At 68.2% G+C, this 16,724-nt stretch carries 16 protein-coding genes and 1 tRNA gene; 6 read left to right on the forward strand and 11 right to left on the reverse strand.

The genetic code is table 11. From position 1 onward, the window contains the following. Nucleotides 1–45: 45 nt before the first annotated feature. The 4 genes from B840_RS05955 to B840_RS05970 form a co-directional block, all read right to left on the reverse strand. Nucleotides 46–119: transfer RNA gene (locus B840_RS05955), tRNA-Pro, on the reverse strand. 67 nt (nucleotides 120–186) lie between these two features. Continuing rightward, the gene (locus B840_RS05960) at nucleotides 187–846 is read right to left on the reverse strand and encodes a type 1 glutamine amidotransferase (RefSeq protein ID WP_042621385.1); all 660 of its coding nucleotides are present in this window, start codon (nucleotides 844–846) and stop codon (nucleotides 187–189) included. Nucleotides 847–885: 39 nt separating this feature from the next. Beyond that, nucleotides 886–1,257: a YchJ family protein gene (locus tag B840_RS05965; RefSeq protein ID WP_042621386.1), complete on the reverse strand. Its 372-nt coding sequence runs from the start codon at nucleotides 1,255–1,257 to the stop codon at nucleotides 886–888. Further along, entirely contained in the window at nucleotides 1,254–2,414 is a 1,161-nt protein-coding gene (locus B840_RS05970) for a bifunctional alpha/beta hydrolase/OsmC family protein (protein ID WP_042621387.1), read from the reverse strand. The genes B840_RS05965 and B840_RS05970 overlap by 4 nt, the downstream gene beginning before the upstream one ends. A 99-nt stretch (nucleotides 2,415–2,513) precedes the next feature. Between B840_RS05970 and secA2 the strand changes: the two genes are divergently transcribed. The 5 genes from secA2 to B840_RS05995 all read left to right on the forward strand — a co-directional run bounded on the left by secA2 (nucleotide 2,514) and on the right by B840_RS05995 (nucleotide 7,382). Further along, entirely contained in the window at nucleotides 2,514–4,754 is a 2,241-nt protein-coding gene (gene secA2 / locus B840_RS05975) for an accessory Sec system translocase SecA2 (RefSeq protein WP_042621388.1), read from the forward strand. Nucleotides 4,755–4,874: 120 nt separating this feature from the next. Beyond that, nucleotides 4,875–5,309 carry an oxoglutarate dehydrogenase inhibitor Odhl gene (odhI, locus tag B840_RS05980; protein WP_042621389.1) on the forward strand — a complete coding sequence of 145 codons (435 nt, stop codon included), beginning with the start codon at nucleotides 4,875–4,877 and terminating at the stop codon, nucleotides 5,307–5,309. Between the two features lie 21 nt (nucleotides 5,310–5,330). Further along, the gene (ftsR, locus tag B840_RS05985; protein ID WP_042621390.1) at nucleotides 5,331–6,089 is read left to right on the forward strand and encodes a transcriptional regulator FtsR; all 759 of its coding nucleotides are present in this window, start codon (nucleotides 5,331–5,333) and stop codon (nucleotides 6,087–6,089) included. Further along, nucleotides 6,086–6,715 carry a bifunctional nuclease family protein gene (locus B840_RS05990; protein WP_042621391.1) on the forward strand — a complete coding sequence of 210 codons (630 nt, stop codon included), beginning with the start codon at nucleotides 6,086–6,088 and terminating at the stop codon, nucleotides 6,713–6,715. The genes ftsR and B840_RS05990 overlap by 4 nt, the downstream gene beginning before the upstream one ends. 121 nt (nucleotides 6,716–6,836) lie before the next feature. Then, nucleotides 6,837–7,382 carry a MerR family transcriptional regulator gene (locus B840_RS05995; RefSeq protein WP_042621392.1) on the forward strand — a complete coding sequence of 182 codons (546 nt, stop codon included), beginning with the start codon at nucleotides 6,837–6,839 and terminating at the stop codon, nucleotides 7,380–7,382. A gap of 79 nt (nucleotides 7,383–7,461) precedes the next feature. Here B840_RS05995 and B840_RS06000 read toward each other — a convergent pair whose 3' ends face one another. From B840_RS06000 to gndA, 6 genes are all read right to left on the reverse strand, one after another. Continuing rightward, on the reverse strand, nucleotides 7,462–8,850 hold the full coding sequence (locus tag B840_RS06000) for a hypothetical protein (protein WP_042621393.1): 1,389 nt from the start codon (nucleotides 8,848–8,850) through the stop codon (nucleotides 7,462–7,464). Between the two features lie 27 nt (nucleotides 8,851–8,877). Beyond that, on the reverse strand, nucleotides 8,878–9,744 hold the full coding sequence (locus tag B840_RS06005) for a hypothetical protein (RefSeq protein ID WP_042621394.1): 867 nt from the start codon (nucleotides 9,742–9,744) through the stop codon (nucleotides 8,878–8,880). Then, a complete protein-coding gene (locus B840_RS06010; RefSeq protein ID WP_373285112.1) occupies nucleotides 9,737–10,765 on the reverse strand; it encodes a hemolysin family protein in 1,029 nt (342 codons plus the stop codon). The genes B840_RS06005 and B840_RS06010 overlap by 8 nt, the downstream gene beginning before the upstream one ends. A gap of 24 nt (nucleotides 10,766–10,789) precedes the next feature. Then, nucleotides 10,790–12,169, reverse strand: coding sequence for a hemolysin family protein (locus tag B840_RS06015; protein WP_042621396.1), 1,380 nt, complete (start codon nucleotides 12,167–12,169; stop codon nucleotides 10,790–10,792). A 32-nt stretch (nucleotides 12,170–12,201) separates the two neighbouring features. Further along, a complete protein-coding gene (locus tag B840_RS06020; protein ID WP_042621397.1) occupies nucleotides 12,202–13,509 on the reverse strand; it encodes a DEAD/DEAH box helicase in 1,308 nt (435 codons plus the stop codon). Between the two features lie 69 nt (nucleotides 13,510–13,578). Then, nucleotides 13,579–15,033, reverse strand: a complete 1,455-nt coding sequence (gene gndA / locus B840_RS06025) for an NADP-dependent phosphogluconate dehydrogenase (protein WP_042621398.1) — start codon at nucleotides 15,031–15,033, stop codon at nucleotides 13,579–13,581. Nucleotides 15,034–15,133: 100 nt separating this feature from the next. On the opposite strand from gndA, the gene B840_RS06030 reads away from it, so the two are divergent. After that, entirely contained in the window at nucleotides 15,134–15,583 is a 450-nt protein-coding gene (locus B840_RS06030) for a PaaI family thioesterase (RefSeq protein WP_042621399.1), read from the forward strand. 7 nt (nucleotides 15,584–15,590) lie between these two features. Here the strand turns inward: B840_RS06030 and corA are convergent, their stop codons facing one another. After that, nucleotides 15,591–16,679 carry a magnesium/cobalt transporter CorA gene (corA, locus tag B840_RS06035; RefSeq protein WP_042621400.1) on the reverse strand — a complete coding sequence of 363 codons (1,089 nt, stop codon included), beginning with the start codon at nucleotides 16,677–16,679 and terminating at the stop codon, nucleotides 15,591–15,593. Nucleotides 16,680–16,724: the final 45 nt, after the last annotated feature.

Below are 16,724 nucleotides of genomic sequence, written 5' to 3' on the forward strand. Positions count from 1 at the left end.
ATAAAAAGGGCCAGTGCCTTTTTCAAGACATTGACCATTACTTTGTCGGACTGACAGGATTTGAACCTGCGACCCCTACACCCCCAGTGTAGTGCGCTACCAAACTGCGCCACAGTCCGCCGTCGCACTCGAAGTGCAACGTGGTTCAGGTTACAACAATGTCATCCGATAAGGCGAATCGGCTGTTCAGCGACACATTTGGACGAAATTCCGGGCAATGGTGCGGCCCGTCGCTGCTACCGCCTCGTCGACCGCCTCCATTCGACGGATCATCGCTTCGGCATCGGCGGGAGTCCAGGCGCCCATGGTCTCCGGGGAGGCTTCGGGGTGGAACTGGAGGCCGACGGCGGAGCCGATGCGGAACGCCTGGATTTCATAGCGCTGCGATGCCGCGAGGAGTGCTGCCCCGTCCGGTAGGGCGCTCACGACGTCGTGGTGGTGCTGGGCCACGGTGAGGGGCGTTGTCAGGCCTGAGAACAGGGGGTCGGTCAATCCTGCGGGCATGAGCTCGATCTCGAACGGGCCATGTTCGCCCTCCAGCCCGAAGGCGATGTCCCCGTCAAGGGCGTCGGCGAGGATCTGGTGGCCCAGGCAGATCCCCAGGACGGGCACCTCCGCGGACAGCCAGGAGCGGATGGACGCGTGGAGTTCGGTGAGCCAGGGGTAGGAGCGGCAGTTGTCCGTGCCGCCGAGGATGATGACGCCGTCCCCGGCGGATTCGGGGACCCCGTCCACGGCAGGGTCAACCAGGTGGAGGGTGGCGCCGGCGTCGGTGAGCCAGCCTTCGAAGCGGTCCAGGGGAGCCCGGGGGTCGGGTTGGACGACGGTGATCTGCGGCGCGTTCATGTACCTATCGTACGATAGGTATCGGGGTCTCCACAAGGGTCAGGACACGTCTCCGGCGGTGTAGACCCATTCGCGTCCGATGCGGCGGAAAGTGGACCGCTCCCGCTGTGAGCCGGCCGGATCCCCCTTGTAGAAGGCCTCGAACTCGACCACCCCCTCCTGGTCCAAAGGCCCGCCGCCGACGGTGTCCAGGATGTCCAGGCGGTAGAACTGCACGGGCAGGTCCACCAGCGTCAGGTCGAAGGGCCGGGTGTCGGGGTCCCAGGTGCGCAGCAGGTAGTCGGCATCACGGGTGACGAAGGCGGAGAAGCGGGAACGCATGAGTGTCTCGGCGGTGGGGGCGACGGCGCCGGCGTGGTAGCGGCCGCAGCACTCGTCGTAGCTCAGGCCGGTGTTGCAGGGGCACCTCATGCGGGGATGTCCATGATCTTGGCGCCGGCGAGCATGTTTTCGACGGGGGAGGTGCGGGCGGCGTCGAGAAGCTGGCGGCGCTGGGCGGCGCTCAGCTCGCCGCGGAGGACGATCTTGCGCTCGAAGATGTTGCGGGAGGCGTTGACGATGGTGACCTCGACGTCGTCGAGCTTCATCCCGGTGGCTGCCTCGCGGATCGCGTGGGTGGAGGCCGCGGCGAGCGCGGCCATGAGCAGGTCCACCGGGGAATGCCCGCGGCCTTTCCCGCCGCTGGTCTTGGGCAGGTCGGACTTCAGTTCGCCGGCGGGGGCGTCGAGCACCACGCCGTACTTTGTCCCGGCGGCCACGTGGGAGGTCACCTCGTCGCTGCGTACGGCTGCCCGCTCGCGGGAGGGGCGCAGGTAGGGGCGCGCCCACTCGGCGATGAGCCGACCGGCCCGCCGGGCGGAGTCGCCGCGGGTGAGCAGATGGTCGGCCTGGTCCATGGCGACCAGGGACTTCGGGTAACGGGTCGCGCTGAAGATCTTCTGTGCGTTTCCCACACCCACGGTCTGGTCCACGGGGGAGTGCAGCAGCAGAAGAGGCTTGCGCATCTCGGGCAGGTAGGCCTCGGGGTTGGTGTCGGCCAGGTCCTCGAGAAACTCGCGGGAGATGTCGATATCCCGTCCGGCGAGGGTGACCGTGACGCAGCCCTCCTCCTCTGCATCGCGGACCCGGTCGGCGAAGTGCAGGACTGAGTGCGCCGGATCGAAGGGGGCACCGAGGGTGGCGACGGCGGCGATGGACTCCATCTCCGGGCGGGTCGCAGCCTTGAGGGCGGCCGCACCGCCGAGGGAGTGGCCGACCAGCAGCTGCGGGGCCTCGTGGTTGTCGGCGAGCCACCGGCTCGCGGCGATGATGTCCTCGACGTTGGTGGTGAACGTCGTGTCCTCGAACTCGCCCTCGGACTGTCCCAGGCCGGGGAAGTCGAAACGCAGTGCCGCGATCCCGTGCTCCGCGAGCGTCTTGCACACCCGCGAGGCCGCGGGCACGTGCCGCGAACAGGTGAAACAGTGCGCGAAAATCGCGTACGCGACGGGCGGGGAGTCAGGGTAATCGATGGTGCCGGCCATCATCGTCCCCCGTGCCGAGGGAATTTTCACGCTCACAGAATGCATGTCACCAAGGATAGCCACCCGCCTCAACTAGGGTGATGAGCAGTACTTGCAGGCCCCACAGGAAGGATCAACGTGGCATTCGACTGGTTCTGGCGGGCAATGGGGGCCCAATCGACCCGTAATCAGAAGCGCAGCCGGACGATCGTCGCCGACGCCGGTGCGCAGACCGCGGAGTTGACCCGGCTTGACGACGCCGCCCTCGCCCAACGCGCCCACGATCTCGCCGCAGGCGGCGAGATCACCGAGCCTGCGGAGTTCCTGGCGCTGCTGGGAGTCGCCGCCGAGCGGACCCTGGGCCTGACACCCTTCCCCGTCCAGTCCCAGGCGGTGCTGCGGCTGGTGGAGGGCGACGTCATCCAGATGGCCACGGGCGAGGGCAAGACCCTGGTCGGCGCGATGGCGGCCACGGGTTTCGCCCTGACGGGCAAACGCGTCCACGTGATCACGGTCAACGACTACCTCGCGGAGCGCGACGCCGAGTGGATGCGCCCCCTGGTCGAGTTCTTCGGATTGAAGGTGGCCCCGGTGACGGAGAAACTGGGCCCGCGGGAACGCCGGGAGGCGTACGCCTCCGACGTGGTGTACGGGCCGGTCAACGAGATCGGCTTCGACGTCCTGCGCGACCAGCAGATCACCCGCCGGGCGGACGCCGTGCAGGCCCCGGCCGATGTGGCCCTGGTCGACGAGGCGGACAGCGTGCTCGTCGACGAGGCCCTCGTCCCCCTCGTCCTCGCAGGCAGCCGCCCCGGGCTGGAGACCACGGGGCAGATCACCGACGTGGTGCGGCACCTGCGCGAGCGGGAGCACTTCACCATCGACGACGAGCGCCGAAACGTCTTCCTCACCGACGCCGGCGCGGACCGCGTGGAACGTGAACTGGGCATCGACTCCCTCTACGACGACGAGCACATCGGCACCACCCTGGTGAAGGTGAACCTGGCGCTGCACGCCCGGGCGCTGCTCATCCGCGACATCCACTACATCGTCGTCGACGGCAAGGTCCAGCTCATCGACGCCTCCCGGGGCCGCGTGGCGGACCTGCAGCGCTGGCCCGACGGACTGCAGGCCGCGGTGGAGGCCAAGGAGGGCCTCGACGTCACCGAGGGCGGACGCATCCTGGACACCATCACGCTGCAGGCGCTCATGCGCAGGTACCCCATGGTGTGCGGAATGACCGGCACCGCGGTGGAGGCCACAGACCAGCTGCGGCAGTTCTACGACCTGCACGTCTCCGTCATCGACCGGAACAAGGAACTCAAGCGCTTCGACGAGGCCGACCGCATCTACGCCACCGTCGCGGAGAAGAACCGGGCGATTGTCGAGGAGATCGCCCATCTGAACTCCACCGGCCAGCCGGTGCTCGTGGGCACCCACGACGTGGCCGAATCCGAGGCGCTGGCGGAGGCGCTCGGCGACCTGGGCATCGAGGTCAACGTCCTCAACGCGAAGAACCACGCGGAGGAGGCCCGCATCATCGCCGAGGCCGGCGACCTCGGGCGGGTCACGGTGTCGACCCAGATGGCCGGGCGCGGAACTGATATCCGGCTCGGCGAGTCCGTCGCCGAGCTGGGCGGGCTCGCCGTCATCGGCACCTCGCGACACCGCACCGCGCGCCTGGACAACCAGCTGCGTGGCCGCGCCGGGCGCCAGGGGGATCCCGGGCTCTCGCTCTTCTTCGTCTCCCTGCAGGACGACGTGATCGTCGCCGGCGGGGCAGGCGACACCGTCACCGCCCAGCCGGATCCGAGCGGGTTCATCGATTCGCCGCGGATCCGGGACTGGGTCGGCCACTGCCAGCGGGTCACCGAGGGGCAGCTGCTGGAGATCCACGCCCAGACGTGGAAGTACAACCAGCTGCTGGCAGACCAACGCGTCACCGTCGATGAACGGCGCACCCGCCTGATCGACACCGGCCAGGCGTGGAGCGAACTCGCCGGGCGCAACCCCGGGCGGGCCGCGGAGCTGGCGCATCTCGACCAGGACACCCGCGAGCAGGCGGCCCGCGACATCATGCTCTTCCACCTCGACGACGAATGGGCGGAGCACCTGGCAGTCATGGACGACGTCCGGGAATCCATCCACCTGCGCGCGATCGCCCGGGAGACACCCATCGACGAATACCACCGCATCGCGGTGCGCGAGTTCAAGGATCTGGCGCAGCGGGCCGTCGACAAGGCGTCGGAGACCTTCGCCGCAGTCCGCATCGACGAGGACGGCGCGCACCTGCTCGACGGCGGCCTCGCGCGGCCCTCGGCAACCTGGACCTACATGGTCTCCGACAACTCGCTGGCGGGATCGGGCAACTCCGTCGTGTCGGGAATCGGCAACCTTTTCCGCTGATCAGCCCACCCAGGGGGATGCCCGGGGTAAACCACCCGGGCACTGACACACTCATGCGGTCATCGCAGTCGCTATGATGGCAACAAGTCACAGTTCCGACAAAGCGGAGGATTCAAAATAATGAGCGAGAACACCGGTACTCCTGAGGCACAGGTCGAGACCACGTCGGTCTTCCGCGCCGATCTTCTCAAGGAAATGGAGTCCGGCGCAGGCTCTGCCCCCGCCGCAGCCGGCGCCGACAACCTTCCTGAGGGTGCAGGCCTCCTGGTGGTCAAGCGCGGCCCGAACGCCGGCGCCCGTTTCCTCCTGGATCAGCCGATCACCACGGCCGGCCGCCACCCCGAGTCGGACATCTTCCTCGACGACGTGACCGTGTCGCGCCGTCACGCGGAGTTCCGCATCAACGAGGGCGAATTCGAGGTCTTCGACGTCGGCTCCCTCAACGGCACCTACGTCAACCGCGAGCCGCGCAACTCCCAGGTGCTGACCACCGGCGATGAAATTCAGATCGGTAAATTCCGTCTCGTATTCCTCGCCGCCCCGAAGAACGACTAGGAACAGTCGAAGTAGATAACAGTGAGTGCTGTTCGAAAGTCGACGGACGCCGGTTCGACCTCGACGCACAGCTCCACCGGGGGTGCACCCCGGACAGTGAGGACCCTGTCCATCGGTAAGGTCCTCGAGGAGCTGCGCGGCGAGTTCCCCGACGTGACCGTCTCCAAGATCCGGTTCCTCGAATCAGAGGGGCTCATCACGCCGCAGCGGACCGCTTCCGGCTACCGGCGTTTCACCGCCGACGATGTCCAGCGCCTGCGCTACATCCTGCTCACCCAGCGCGACAACTACCTGCCGCTCAAAGTGATCAGGGAGCAGCTGGAGGCCATGGATTCCGGTGCGGTGACCGCGATTCTCAGCGCCGCCGAGGCGGAGCCGATAGTGTCGCCGGACAGCTTCCGCGCGCCGGCGGCCACCCGCCTCACCGACACCGAAGTGGCCGAGCAGGCGGGTGCATCCATGGCGGACGTCCTCGAGCTGCTCGAGGCCGGGCTTATCAAGCCCGACGCGGCGGGTTTCTTCAACGTCGACGACGTGCGCCTGGTCACCACGGCGCAGGCGCTCAAGGGCTTCGGCTTCGACCAGCGGCACCTGAGGTCGCTGCGCAACACCGCCTACCGGCAGGCCGACCTCATCGGCCAGGTCGCTGGCCCGGTGGCCCGGTCGAAGGGGGATTCCGCCCGGCAGCGCGCGGAGGAGATGGGGCAGCAGATGAGTGCCCTGGTAGTGTCCCTGCACGCCGGACTGGTCAAAAACGCCCTGCGGGAGGAACTGTCATGACGTTGATCCCCGTGGAATTCCACGGCATCCACACCACCGGCCCCGAGCAGTTCACCTGCGTGATCCTGCGCTGGGCCGAGCAGAACCGTGTCCTGCCGATCTGGCTGTCCCCCCTGGCCGCGGCGGAACTGGATATCCGGGAGGGTGGTTACACCCCGCGCCGACCAGGCACGGTCGACCTCCTGCTCGACCTGCTCAACCGGACCACCGGCGGGGTCACGGCGGTGAACATCATCAGCCATTTCGAGGGGGTGTTCATCGCCTCCATCGTGTTGGCCGACGGCGAGCAGCTCGACGCCCGCCCCTCCGACGCCCTGCTGGTCGCCCGTGCTCTGGAACTGCCGATTCACGTGGAGGAGGATGTCCTCACCCACACTTCCTTCTTCGTCTCGGACGACATCATGGAGGAGAGCTTCGGCCTGCGTTTCGATTCCGTACCGCAGGCCGGGGGAGAGGAACTCTCGGCCTCCGGCGATGCGAAGGCGGACGCGGATTTCGAGGAGATGATGCGCTCCCTGGGGATGTCCGAATCAGACTTTTTCCGGGGCAACGGCCCGCACGGTCCTCTCGACCGGGATGATGACGCCGACACCGGCGGGTCGCGGGGTGACGGCGAGAAGGAGTAGGCGTGACCTGCTATTGAGGGTCTGAGTTGCGGCGTGTCGGCGGGTGGACCATTGACGTTCGTCTACCCTTGGTCTTTAATGACGCATAGGGCGCCTTTCCAAACCCCATGGGAGTAATTACGTGAGCACGAACGATCAGCCTGTCCAGGAGTCACTCTTCGACCTCGGTCCGGGTGAGGAAGTCGGCTACCGCGTGCCCATTGCGTGCCAGGTTGCGGGCATCACCTACCGCCAGTTGGATTACTGGGCGCGGACCAAACTGGTCGTGCCCTCCATCCGCGGCGCCCGCGGTTCCGGCTCCCAGCGTCTCTACTCCTTCCGCGACATTCTCGTGCTGAAGATCGTCAAGCGTCTGCTGGACACCGGCATCTCCCTGCAGAACATCCGTCTCGCGGTGGACAAGCTGCGCGACCGCGGGGCCAACGACATCGCCGAGATCACCCTGGTCTCCGACGGCACCACCGTCTACGAGTGCCGCTCCGCCGACGAGGTCATTGATTTACTCGGCGGCGGCCAGGGCGTGTTCGGCATCGCGGTCCCGGGAATCATGAAGGAACTCACCGGGACCATCGCGTCTTTCCCGTCCGAGCGTGTCGAGGCCGACAACGAGCCCACCGTCATCGGCATGGACGAGCTCGCCGCCCGTCGTCAGCGTAAGACCAGCTAGACACCCGCTTCTCCACGCCGCCTTCCTCCCCGCCCCGCTCACGTGCGGCCGGAGGGAGGCGGTTTCTCCGATTCCGGGGTCAGAGCCCCGCGGCCGCCCGCAGCGCGGACTCGAGCTGCGCCGGATCTGTGATCTGGGTGTGCCCGGTCAAACCGGCCAGGACCCCATCGACCTCGCCGCCGCCGACGTGGACCACGTCGACGGAGACGTCGGCGTCGCCGATCGCGTCGGTGAACGCCTGGGTGAAGGCGGCGTCGTCCATGTCCTGGGCGGTGCCGCTGGTGACCAGGAGAACCCGGGCGGGTTCACCGGTGGCCCGGGACTGGTCCGCCGCGTTGGCCAGGGCGGCCACGAGGGCGGAGCGGGTCTGCGGGACGCCGCCGGTGCCGAAGCGCAGCACGGCGTCGGCCGCCTGCCGGCCGTCGGAGAAGTTCACGTTGCGGCGCCAGCCCTGTGTCACACCCGGGTTGAGCGGGGAGGAGTAGTTCCACAGGGCCACCTGCTGCCCGCCGGCGCCGAGGTCGCGGGCAATCGGGCCGAGGGCGGCGGCCGACGCGGCGTAGATGGAGCGGTCCCCGAAGGCGGCGGTCGTTCCCGCCGAGGTGTCCAGCAGAATGAGGGTGTCGGCCGGCGCGGCGGTCTCCGGCGCCTCCGCCTCCGGAGTCTCCTCGGCCGCCACGTCCTCGGTCACGGCGGCCCAGGCGGCGGAGCGGTCCGGAAGGTCGGCCGGGACGTCCCCGGTGGCGTCGTGGAAGTCGGTGAAGGCGGCTGCCGCGCGGGACTGTTCCTCGGTGACGTCGCCTGCGGGGCTGAGGATGTGGGCGAGGGTGACCACCTCGGCCCCGTCGATGACTTCGGTGGCGCCGGCTCCCTTGTGGATGCCGGCGGCGGGGCCGACGGCGAGGATCTCGGCGTCGGAATCCGTTGTGACCTCGCGGTCGCGCTGGATGAGGGCAGGTGCGCCCTCGCCGGCCAGTGCCACGGCGACAGCGACGGCCGTGTCCGGGTCGGTGGCGACGGGGTAGCTCACCTCGGCCGGATCGACATCGTTGAGCGCGGTTTCGTCGCCTGCGGTCCACAGCTGCCCGGTCCACACGTCCACGGGGACCGCGGAGGAGGCGGTGCGGTCGCCGAGCAGCTCGGCGGCGCGCGGATTGTCCGTGGTGAGGAGGACGGCGGCGTCGTCGACGGAATCGACCAGTTCCGCTGTCACGCAGTAGTCGCGGACGACGGGGCCGGTCTCGTTCCACTGGTTGATCAGTGCTTCCGCGGACACCCCCTGACTTTCAGCGACGGGCAGGATCATCTCGCCCTGGATGCATTCCTGCGCCTGCGGCTCGGATTGGGCATTGTCGCGCAGGCTGAACCACCACACGAGAGCGGCAATGAGCGCGAGGATCACCACGCCGACGACGATGACGGAACCGGAGAGGGCGTAGTTGTTCTTGCCACTGCTGTGACGGGCCACGGGGATGCCTTCCTGACGCGACGGACGTTAGGCCTGAAGTGTAGTGGCTTCCGCGCGGTCGATGAGGGAGACAAGCCGGTCGCGCAGCGGCCTTCCTCTTTCGGCCAGCCCGCGCTGCCGCTCGACGTACTCGGCCTTGCCCTCCGGTGTCTCGATGGGCACGACGCCGATGCCGTGGGCGCGGCAGTCGTAGGGGGAGGCCTCCATGTCCAGGACACGCGCGTCGACGGCCAGCTCGAAACAGTCGAGGAAGAGTTCGCCGGGCACCAGCGGCCCCAGTTTCGACGCCCACTTGTACAGGTCCATCGTCGCGTGCACGCAGCCGGCCTGGTCGTTGGCGGGCTGGTCCGCGCGTTCGAGCACGGTGAGGTTCAGCGGCCGCGCGGCCGGGGTGAAGAAGCGGTAGGCGTCGAAGTGGCTGCACCGGATCCGGTGCTTCTCGACGACCGCGTCGCTGCCCGCCGCGCCCAGGCGCAGTGGCAGGTCGTGGCGCGGGGAGTCGGTGCGGTAGACCATGGCCCATTCGTGCAGGCCGAAGCAGTCGAAGTGGGCGGGGTTGAGGTTGGTCCGGTGCAGCAGTTCGCGGATGTAGGTGAGAGAATCGCCCCGGCGGGCCCAGAAACCCGCGAGGTCGAGGGTGGTGCGGCCGCCCGCGACCCGGTAGTCGCGCCACTGCGCGTGAGGTGCGGTTCCCTCGAGGTCGACGCCCAGGCCCGGGTGCCACCGGCGCAGGTGCGAGGGGCGGACCGGGTAGTACTCGAAGAGGAAGTCGTGGACCGGGTGCTTCTCCTGGCGCTGGCGGCGGGCCAGGTGGTCGCGGGTGAGCCGCTCGGCGCGGTGCTCGTGGGCGGTCATGCGGCGCTGCCAGGAGGGGGCGTCGAGAAGCTCAGGCATCCTCGTGGGTCCAGTCGTTGACGGTGCCGACGTACTCCTCGATGAGGTCCTCGAGCGTGATCACGCCGATGAGTTCGCCCCGGTCGCGGACCTGCGCCATGTGCGCAGAACGGCGGTGGAGCTTGCGCAGCGCCTCGTCCATCGTGCCGGAGCCGTCGACGATGGTCAGCGGGCGCAGTTCCGTCCGCGGGATGTGTTCCTCGGGAACGGCGGTGGCCAGGCGGTCGAGCACGTCCTTGACGTGGATGTAGCCGAGGAAGGAACCGTCGGTCCCGGTGACGGGGAAACGGGAGTAGCCTGTCTCCACGACGGCCTCCTCGAGGTCGCCCAGAGTGGGGCCGCGACGGCCGAAGTCCAGGGTGCGGACCTTCTCGAGCGGGATCATGACCTCCGTGAGGGAACGCTTCTCGGAGCGCAGGGCCTTGGACAGGCGCAGGGTCTCCTCGGCGTCGAGAAACCCCTCCTCGCGGGACTCCTTGATCATGAAGGCCAGCTGGGCCTCGTCGACGCTGGAGTCGAGCTCGTCCTTCTGCTCGATGCCGAAAGCACGCAGCGTGATGCGGGCGACCCAGTTCATGAACTCGATGAGCGGGCGGGTGATCCTCACCCACCAGATCATTGCCGGGGTCAGCCACATGGCCAGCGTCTCCGGGCCGGCGATCGCGATGTTCTTCGGAACCATCTCGCCGAAGAGGATATGCAGGAACGTGATGAACCCCAGCGCGATGACGAACGACAGCGGGTGCAGCAGGTCCGGCGGGACACCCAGCGCCAGGAACGGCTCCTCGAGGAAGTGCGCGATCGCCGGCTCGGCGACCTTGCCCAGGATGAGCGAGGCGATGGTGATGCCGAACTGCGCTCCGGCCAGCATGATGGACAGGTGCTCGGTGGCGTAGAGGACCTTGCGGGCGCCCTTCTTGCCCTGCGCGATCAGCGACTCGATGCGGTCCTTGCGCGAGGAGATCAACGCGAACTCGGAGGCGACGAAGAAGGCGTTGGCCGCTAGCAGGGCGACGACCATGACGATGGTGCTGAAGACGTTCACTTAGAGGTATTCCTTCGCTTCCTCGTCGGTGACCGGGGTGAGGATCACCTTGTCCACCCGGCGGTCCTCCATGACGGTGATCCGGGCGATCCACCTGCCGGTGATGCCGGACTCGAACTCGGCGTGGGCCGGCCGGTCGGCCTCCGGCAGCAGGAGCACGTCCGTGATGGTGGGGATCCTGCCCAGGGCGGCCATGATGAGGCCGCCGAGGGTCTCGTAGGGGCCGGAGGGCGCGGTGTAACCGACGCGGGCGGTGAGGTCGTCGATGCGGACCAGCCCGGAGACTTCCCAGGAGGAGCCGAACTGCTGGAAGTCCTGCTCCGCGCTGGCGTCGTCGTACTCGTCGTAGACCTCGCCGAGGATCTCCTCCACCACGTCCTCGATGGTCACCAGACCGGCGGTGCCGCCGTACTCGTCCGCGATGAGCACCACCTGGGAGCCGGCGGAACGCACCGCGTTGAGCACGGCGTCACCGTCCAGGGTGTCCGGCAGGACCGGGACCTTCCTGGCCAGAGGCCCGAGGGTCGTGGTGGAGCGGGCGTCGCGCGGAACGGAGAAGGCGTCCTTGATGTGGACCACGCCGACCGTCTCGTCGAGATCGCCCCGGGCGACCGGGAAACGGGAGTGCCCCGTCTCCAGCGCCAGCGCGATGAGGTCGTCGACGGTGTCCTCGGCACCCAGGTAGGAGATGGTCGCGCGCGGGGTCATGAACTCGTTGGCGGTGGCGTTGCCGAACTGCAGCGAACGGTCGATGACCCGCGCCGTGTTGACGTCCAGCCCGCCCTGCTCCGCCGAACTGCGCACCAGGCTCCCCAGCTCCTGGCTGGAGCGTGCCGACGCCAGCTCGTCCGCGGGCTCGATGCCCAGCTTGCGGACGACGGCGTTGGCCGAGCGGTTCATCACGCGGATGAAGCCCCTGAACACGAGGTTGAACACCCGGACCGGGTGGACGACCACGCGTGCGGTCTGCAGGGGCATGGTGATGGCCACGTTCTTGGGCACCAGTTCGCCGAACACCATGGACAGGAACGTCGCCACGACCAGCGCCAGGATCAGCGCCACCGCCGAGGACGCCTGCTCGGTCAGTCCGACCAGCTCCAGGAGGGGAGTGAAATACCGCGCCAGGATCGGCTCCGCGAGGAAGCCGGTCGCCAGCGTGGTCACGGTGATACCCAGCTGAGCGCCGGAGAGCACGAAAGAGAGGCTCTGGTAGTCGCGCTGCACGGCCCGGGCGCTGCGGTCGCCCTTCTCCCGCACATGGTTGTCCACCGTGGACCGTTCCAGGCCGGTCAGCGCGAACTCGATCGCGACGAAGAGTCCGGTGGACGCCGTCAGTGCGACGAATCCGAGCAGCGAAAGAATGCTTAAGAGTATGTCCATCAGTTATCGGCCAGGTGGGGAACTAGGAGGGGTTAGGAGGAGCGGCGGCCGCGGCGTTGACCTGCGGGCCGTCCGGTGCGGCTGCGCTGACGGGCCTCGCCCTGCGGGGTGGGCCGGGAGGACGGCTTCTTCCTGCCCTGGGTCTGCTGCTGGCCGGGCACCGGGAGCGGGACACCGGAGGGCACCCGGGCACCGGTGATCTTGGCCAACGCATCGGAATCGGCGGTGACGCGCACCTCGGGGGCCTTGACACCAGCCTTGCGCATCATGGCCTCGACCTCCTTGCGCTGCTCGTCCATGACGAGGGTGACCACGGTGCCGGAGAGGCCGGCGCGTGCCGTGCGGCCGGCGCGGTGGAGGTAGGCCTTGTGCTCGGCGGGCGGGTCGACGTGGACGACCAGGGAGACGTCGTGGATGTCGATGCCCCGCGCGGCGATGTCCGTGGCCACCAGGACGGGGACAGAACCGTCGGAGAAACCGGCGAGAGCGTTGGTGCGGGTGGACTGGCCCTTGTCGCCGTGCAGCCCGGCCGCCTGGACACCTTCGCGGCGCAGCTTCTTCACCTGCCGGTCGACACCGTGCTTGGTGCGCATGAACATGATGGTCTTGCCCTCGCGGGCGCCGATGCGCAGGATGACGTCGCTGCGCTCGTCACGGTCGCCGACCAACAGACGGTGGTGCTCCATCGTGTCCACCGACGCCTCCACCGGTGCGGTCGAGTGCGTCACCGGATCGGTGAGGTAACGGTCGATGAGTTTCTGCACGTCACCGTCCAGGGTGGCGGAGAAGAGCAGACGCTGGCCGCTCTTCGGGGTGCGGTCCATGAGACGGCGGACCTGAGGCAAAAAGCCCATGTCGGCCATCTGGTCGGCCTCGTCCAGCGCGGTGACGGAGACCTCGTCGAAGAAGAGCTTGCCCTGGTCCAGCAGGTCCTGGGCGCGGCCCGGGGTGGCCACCAGCAGGTCCACCGGCGCGGCCAGCGAGCGGATGTGGCGGTTGACGTTCACGCCGCCGACGACGTCGAGGGTGCGCAGGCCGAGGGCGTTGGCGGGGGCGTCGAGACGCTCGCGCACCTGGACGGCCAGCTCGCGGGTCGGGGTGAGGACGAGCGCGCGCGGGTGTCCCGGGCGGCTGACGCCGGACTCGGCCAGGCGCGCCAGCATCGGCAGTCCGAAGGTGAAGGTTTTGCCGGAGCCGGTGGGGCCGCGGCCCAGCACATCCCGGCCGGCCAGCGCATCCGGGATCGCGGCCTCCTGGATGGGGAAAGGCTCGGTGATACCCTGCCGCTGAAGTTCACGCACGATGGGCAGGGGAAGACCGAGGTCCTTGAAAGTTGTCATTGCTGACAGTGTAGTCGCTGCCGGCCGAAACTCCATGGTCGGGACAGGACGGGTGATGCGGCGGAGGCGCTAGGACTCGATCTCGGAGCGGTCGCCGGACCACTGGGTGTGGAAGGTGCCCTCCTTGTCGATGCGCCGGTAGGTGTGCGCTCCGAAGAAGTCGCGCTGGCCCTGGATGATGGCGGCCGGCAGGCGCTCGGCGCGCAGGGAGTCGTAGTAGGACAGCGAAGAGGAGAAGACCGGCACCGGCAGACCCAGCTGGGTGGCGACGATGACGACTTCGCGCCAGGAGTCGATGAGATCCCCGAGCTCGCCCTTGAAGTACGGGTCCAGGAGCAGGGCGGGCAGAGCGGGGTCGTTGTCGTAGGCCTCGACGATGCGGTTGAGGAACTTCGCCCGGATGATGCAGCCGCCGCGCCAGATGGTGGCCAGGTCGCGGGGGTCCACGCCCCAGCCGTACTCGTCGGAGCCTGCCTTGATCTCGTCGAAGCCCTGGGAGTAGGCCACCAGCTTGGAGGCGTAGAGGGCGCGCCGGACGTCCTCGACGAAGCGCTCCTTGTCCAGGTTCAGCTCCTGGAAGGTCTTCAGGGCGCCGGTCGGCAGGTTGCCCTGGGCGGCCTTGCGCTGATCGAGGGAGGAGGACAGGGCGCGGGCGAAGACGGCCTCGCCGATGCCGGTGACCGGTACACCCAGGTCGAGGGCCTCCTTGACCGTCCAGCGGCCGGTGCCCTTCTGGCCGGCGGCGTCGAGGATGACGTCGACGAGCGGCTTGCCGGTCTCGGCGTCGACCTGGCGGAGCACCTCCGCGGTGATCTCGATGAGGTAGGAGTCCAGGTCGCCCCGGTTCCACTCGGCGAAGACGTCGGCGATCTCGGCCGGCTCCATGCCCGCGCCGAAGCGCAGCAGCTGGTAGGCCTCGCCGATGACCTGCATGTCGGCGTACTCGATGCCGTTGTGGACCATCTTGACGAAGTGGCCGGCGCCGTCCGGGCCGATGTGGGTCACACACGGGGTGCCGTCGACGACGGCGGCGATGGACTCCAGCAGCGGGCCCAGGGTCTCCCAGGACTCCTTCGGGCCGCCCGGCATGATCGACGGGCCGTTGAGGGCGCCCTCCTCGCCGCCGGAGATGCCGGCGCCGACGAAGTGGCGGTTGCGCTCGGCCATCTCCTTCTCGCGGCGGATGGTGTCGTTGAACAGCGCGTTGCCTCCGTCGATGATGATGTCGCCGTCCTCCATCGCGTCCGCGAGCTGGCTGATCACGGCGTCCGTGGCTGGGCCGGCCTGGACCATGATGATGGCCTTACGGGGGCGTTCGAGCGAGGCGACGAAATCCTCGATGGTTTCGGAGGCGATGAAGTTGCCGTCCGTGCCGTGCTCGGCGATGAGGGTGCGGGTCTTCTCCGGGGAGCGGTTGTAGACGGCGACGGTGTGTCCGCGGGAGGCGAAGTTGCGGGCGAGGTTGGAACCCATGACTGCGAGTCCGACGACGCCGATCTGGGCGAGATTCTCAGGGGTGTTCATGACTCTGGATTCTACGCACCGAGCCCCGGTTAGGCAGCCATCCGGGGCAAAAGATCACATCTTTCCACTAGTTGCAGGCCCGTGGGTAGGATCTTCCACCATGAGCGGGAAGTCGATCAGGGATCTCGTCGCGGCCGCGGCCGCGACCACCGAGGGCATCGGCGCGGAAGCGTTGGAGCTCGTCAACGCCGGAGTGGGCGGTCTCGACGCCGCCCTGGGTGTCCGCTACACCCGCATCGCCAACGGCCGGGTGGAGGCCGAGGTCGCCGTGGACGAGCGGCACCTCCAGCCGGTCGGGCTGGTCAACGGCGGGGTGTTCTCGGCGCTGGCGGAATCCACTGGTTCCCTGGCCGGCATGGTGGCGGCGGAAGGCCGGGTCGTCGTCGGGGTCAACAACAACACCGACTTCATCGCCTCCGTCCGGGACGGCGTCATCCGGGCGGAGGCAACGCCCGTCCAGGTCGGCGGGCGCACCCAGGTGTGGCAGGTTCTCATGCGCAACGACGGCCGCCTGGTCGCGCGCACCACCTTGCGGACGATGGTGCTCTAGGAGCCGGTCACAGCCAGTTGTTGCGGCGGAACCACCAGAACATCAGCGCCACCAGCAACGCGATGAGCGCCAGGACGATGTAGTAGCCGTACTCGTGCTCCAGCTCGGGCATGTGCTCGAAGTTCATGCCGTAGATGCCCGCGATGAGGGTCGGGGCGGCCGCCATACCGACCACCGCGGAGATGGTGCGCATGTCCGTGTTCTGCTGCATCGTGATCTTCGCCACCGAGGCGTCGATGAGGGCGGTGAGGCGTTCGTCGTAGCCCGCGATCTGGTCCTTCACCGTCATCTCGTGGTCGAGGACGTCCCGGAAGTAGCTGCGCAGCTGCTTACCCAGGATGTCGCGGTTCTCCGCGATGAGTGAACGCAGGGCCGGCGCCAGCGGATCGGTGGAGTGGCGCATCTCCAGGATCTCCCGCTTGTACATGTAGATCTGCTCGATGTTGAAGCGTGATCCGGGGGTGAACACCTCCTCCTCCAGCTCGTCGACCTCGCTCTCCAGCTGTTCGGCGATCCGGCTGTAGTCGTCCACCAGGTGGTCGGCCACCCGCCACGCCAGGGCCGCCGGCCCGAGGGCGACCAGCTCCGGGCTGTGCTCCAGGGCGTCGGAGAGCTCCGGCATCAACGCGCCGTGACGCACGGTGATGATGAAGTCGGGGCCGATGAGCATCTGCACCTCACCGGTGGTGATCACCTCCCGCGAATTGCCTTCGTAGGCGTCCGCCCAGAAATGCACGGAACGCACGACCATGAACAACTGGTCGTCGTAACGCTCCACTTTGGGGCGTTGATGGGCGGTGACCGCATCCTCGACGATGAGCGGGTGAATGCCGAACTCTTCCGCGACCCGCTCCATCTGGTGGGAGTCCGGCTCGTGCAGGCCCAGCCACACGAAACCGTTGCCGTGGTCGCGGACCTCCTGGAGGGCGGAGCTCACGTGGTATTCGCCCGGCCGACGAGTCCCGTCGGTGAAGACGCGGCAGTGCTCGATCGCCCGCTCCAGCGGCACCCGGATGCGCGGTCGTTCCACGGAAGGCCGTTGGTTCCCGTTCTTCCGCGCCAGCGGCGGGAGAGCACGTTCAAAAGGACTGGGCACTGGGGCGGTCTCCCTCCTGGGCCGGGCGGATGGACGTCCATCAGC

The organism is Corynebacterium marinum DSM 44953 (assembly GCF_000835165.1).
In the GTDB taxonomy this organism is placed as follows: Bacteria; Actinomycetota; Actinomycetes; order Mycobacteriales; family Mycobacteriaceae; genus Corynebacterium; species Corynebacterium marinum.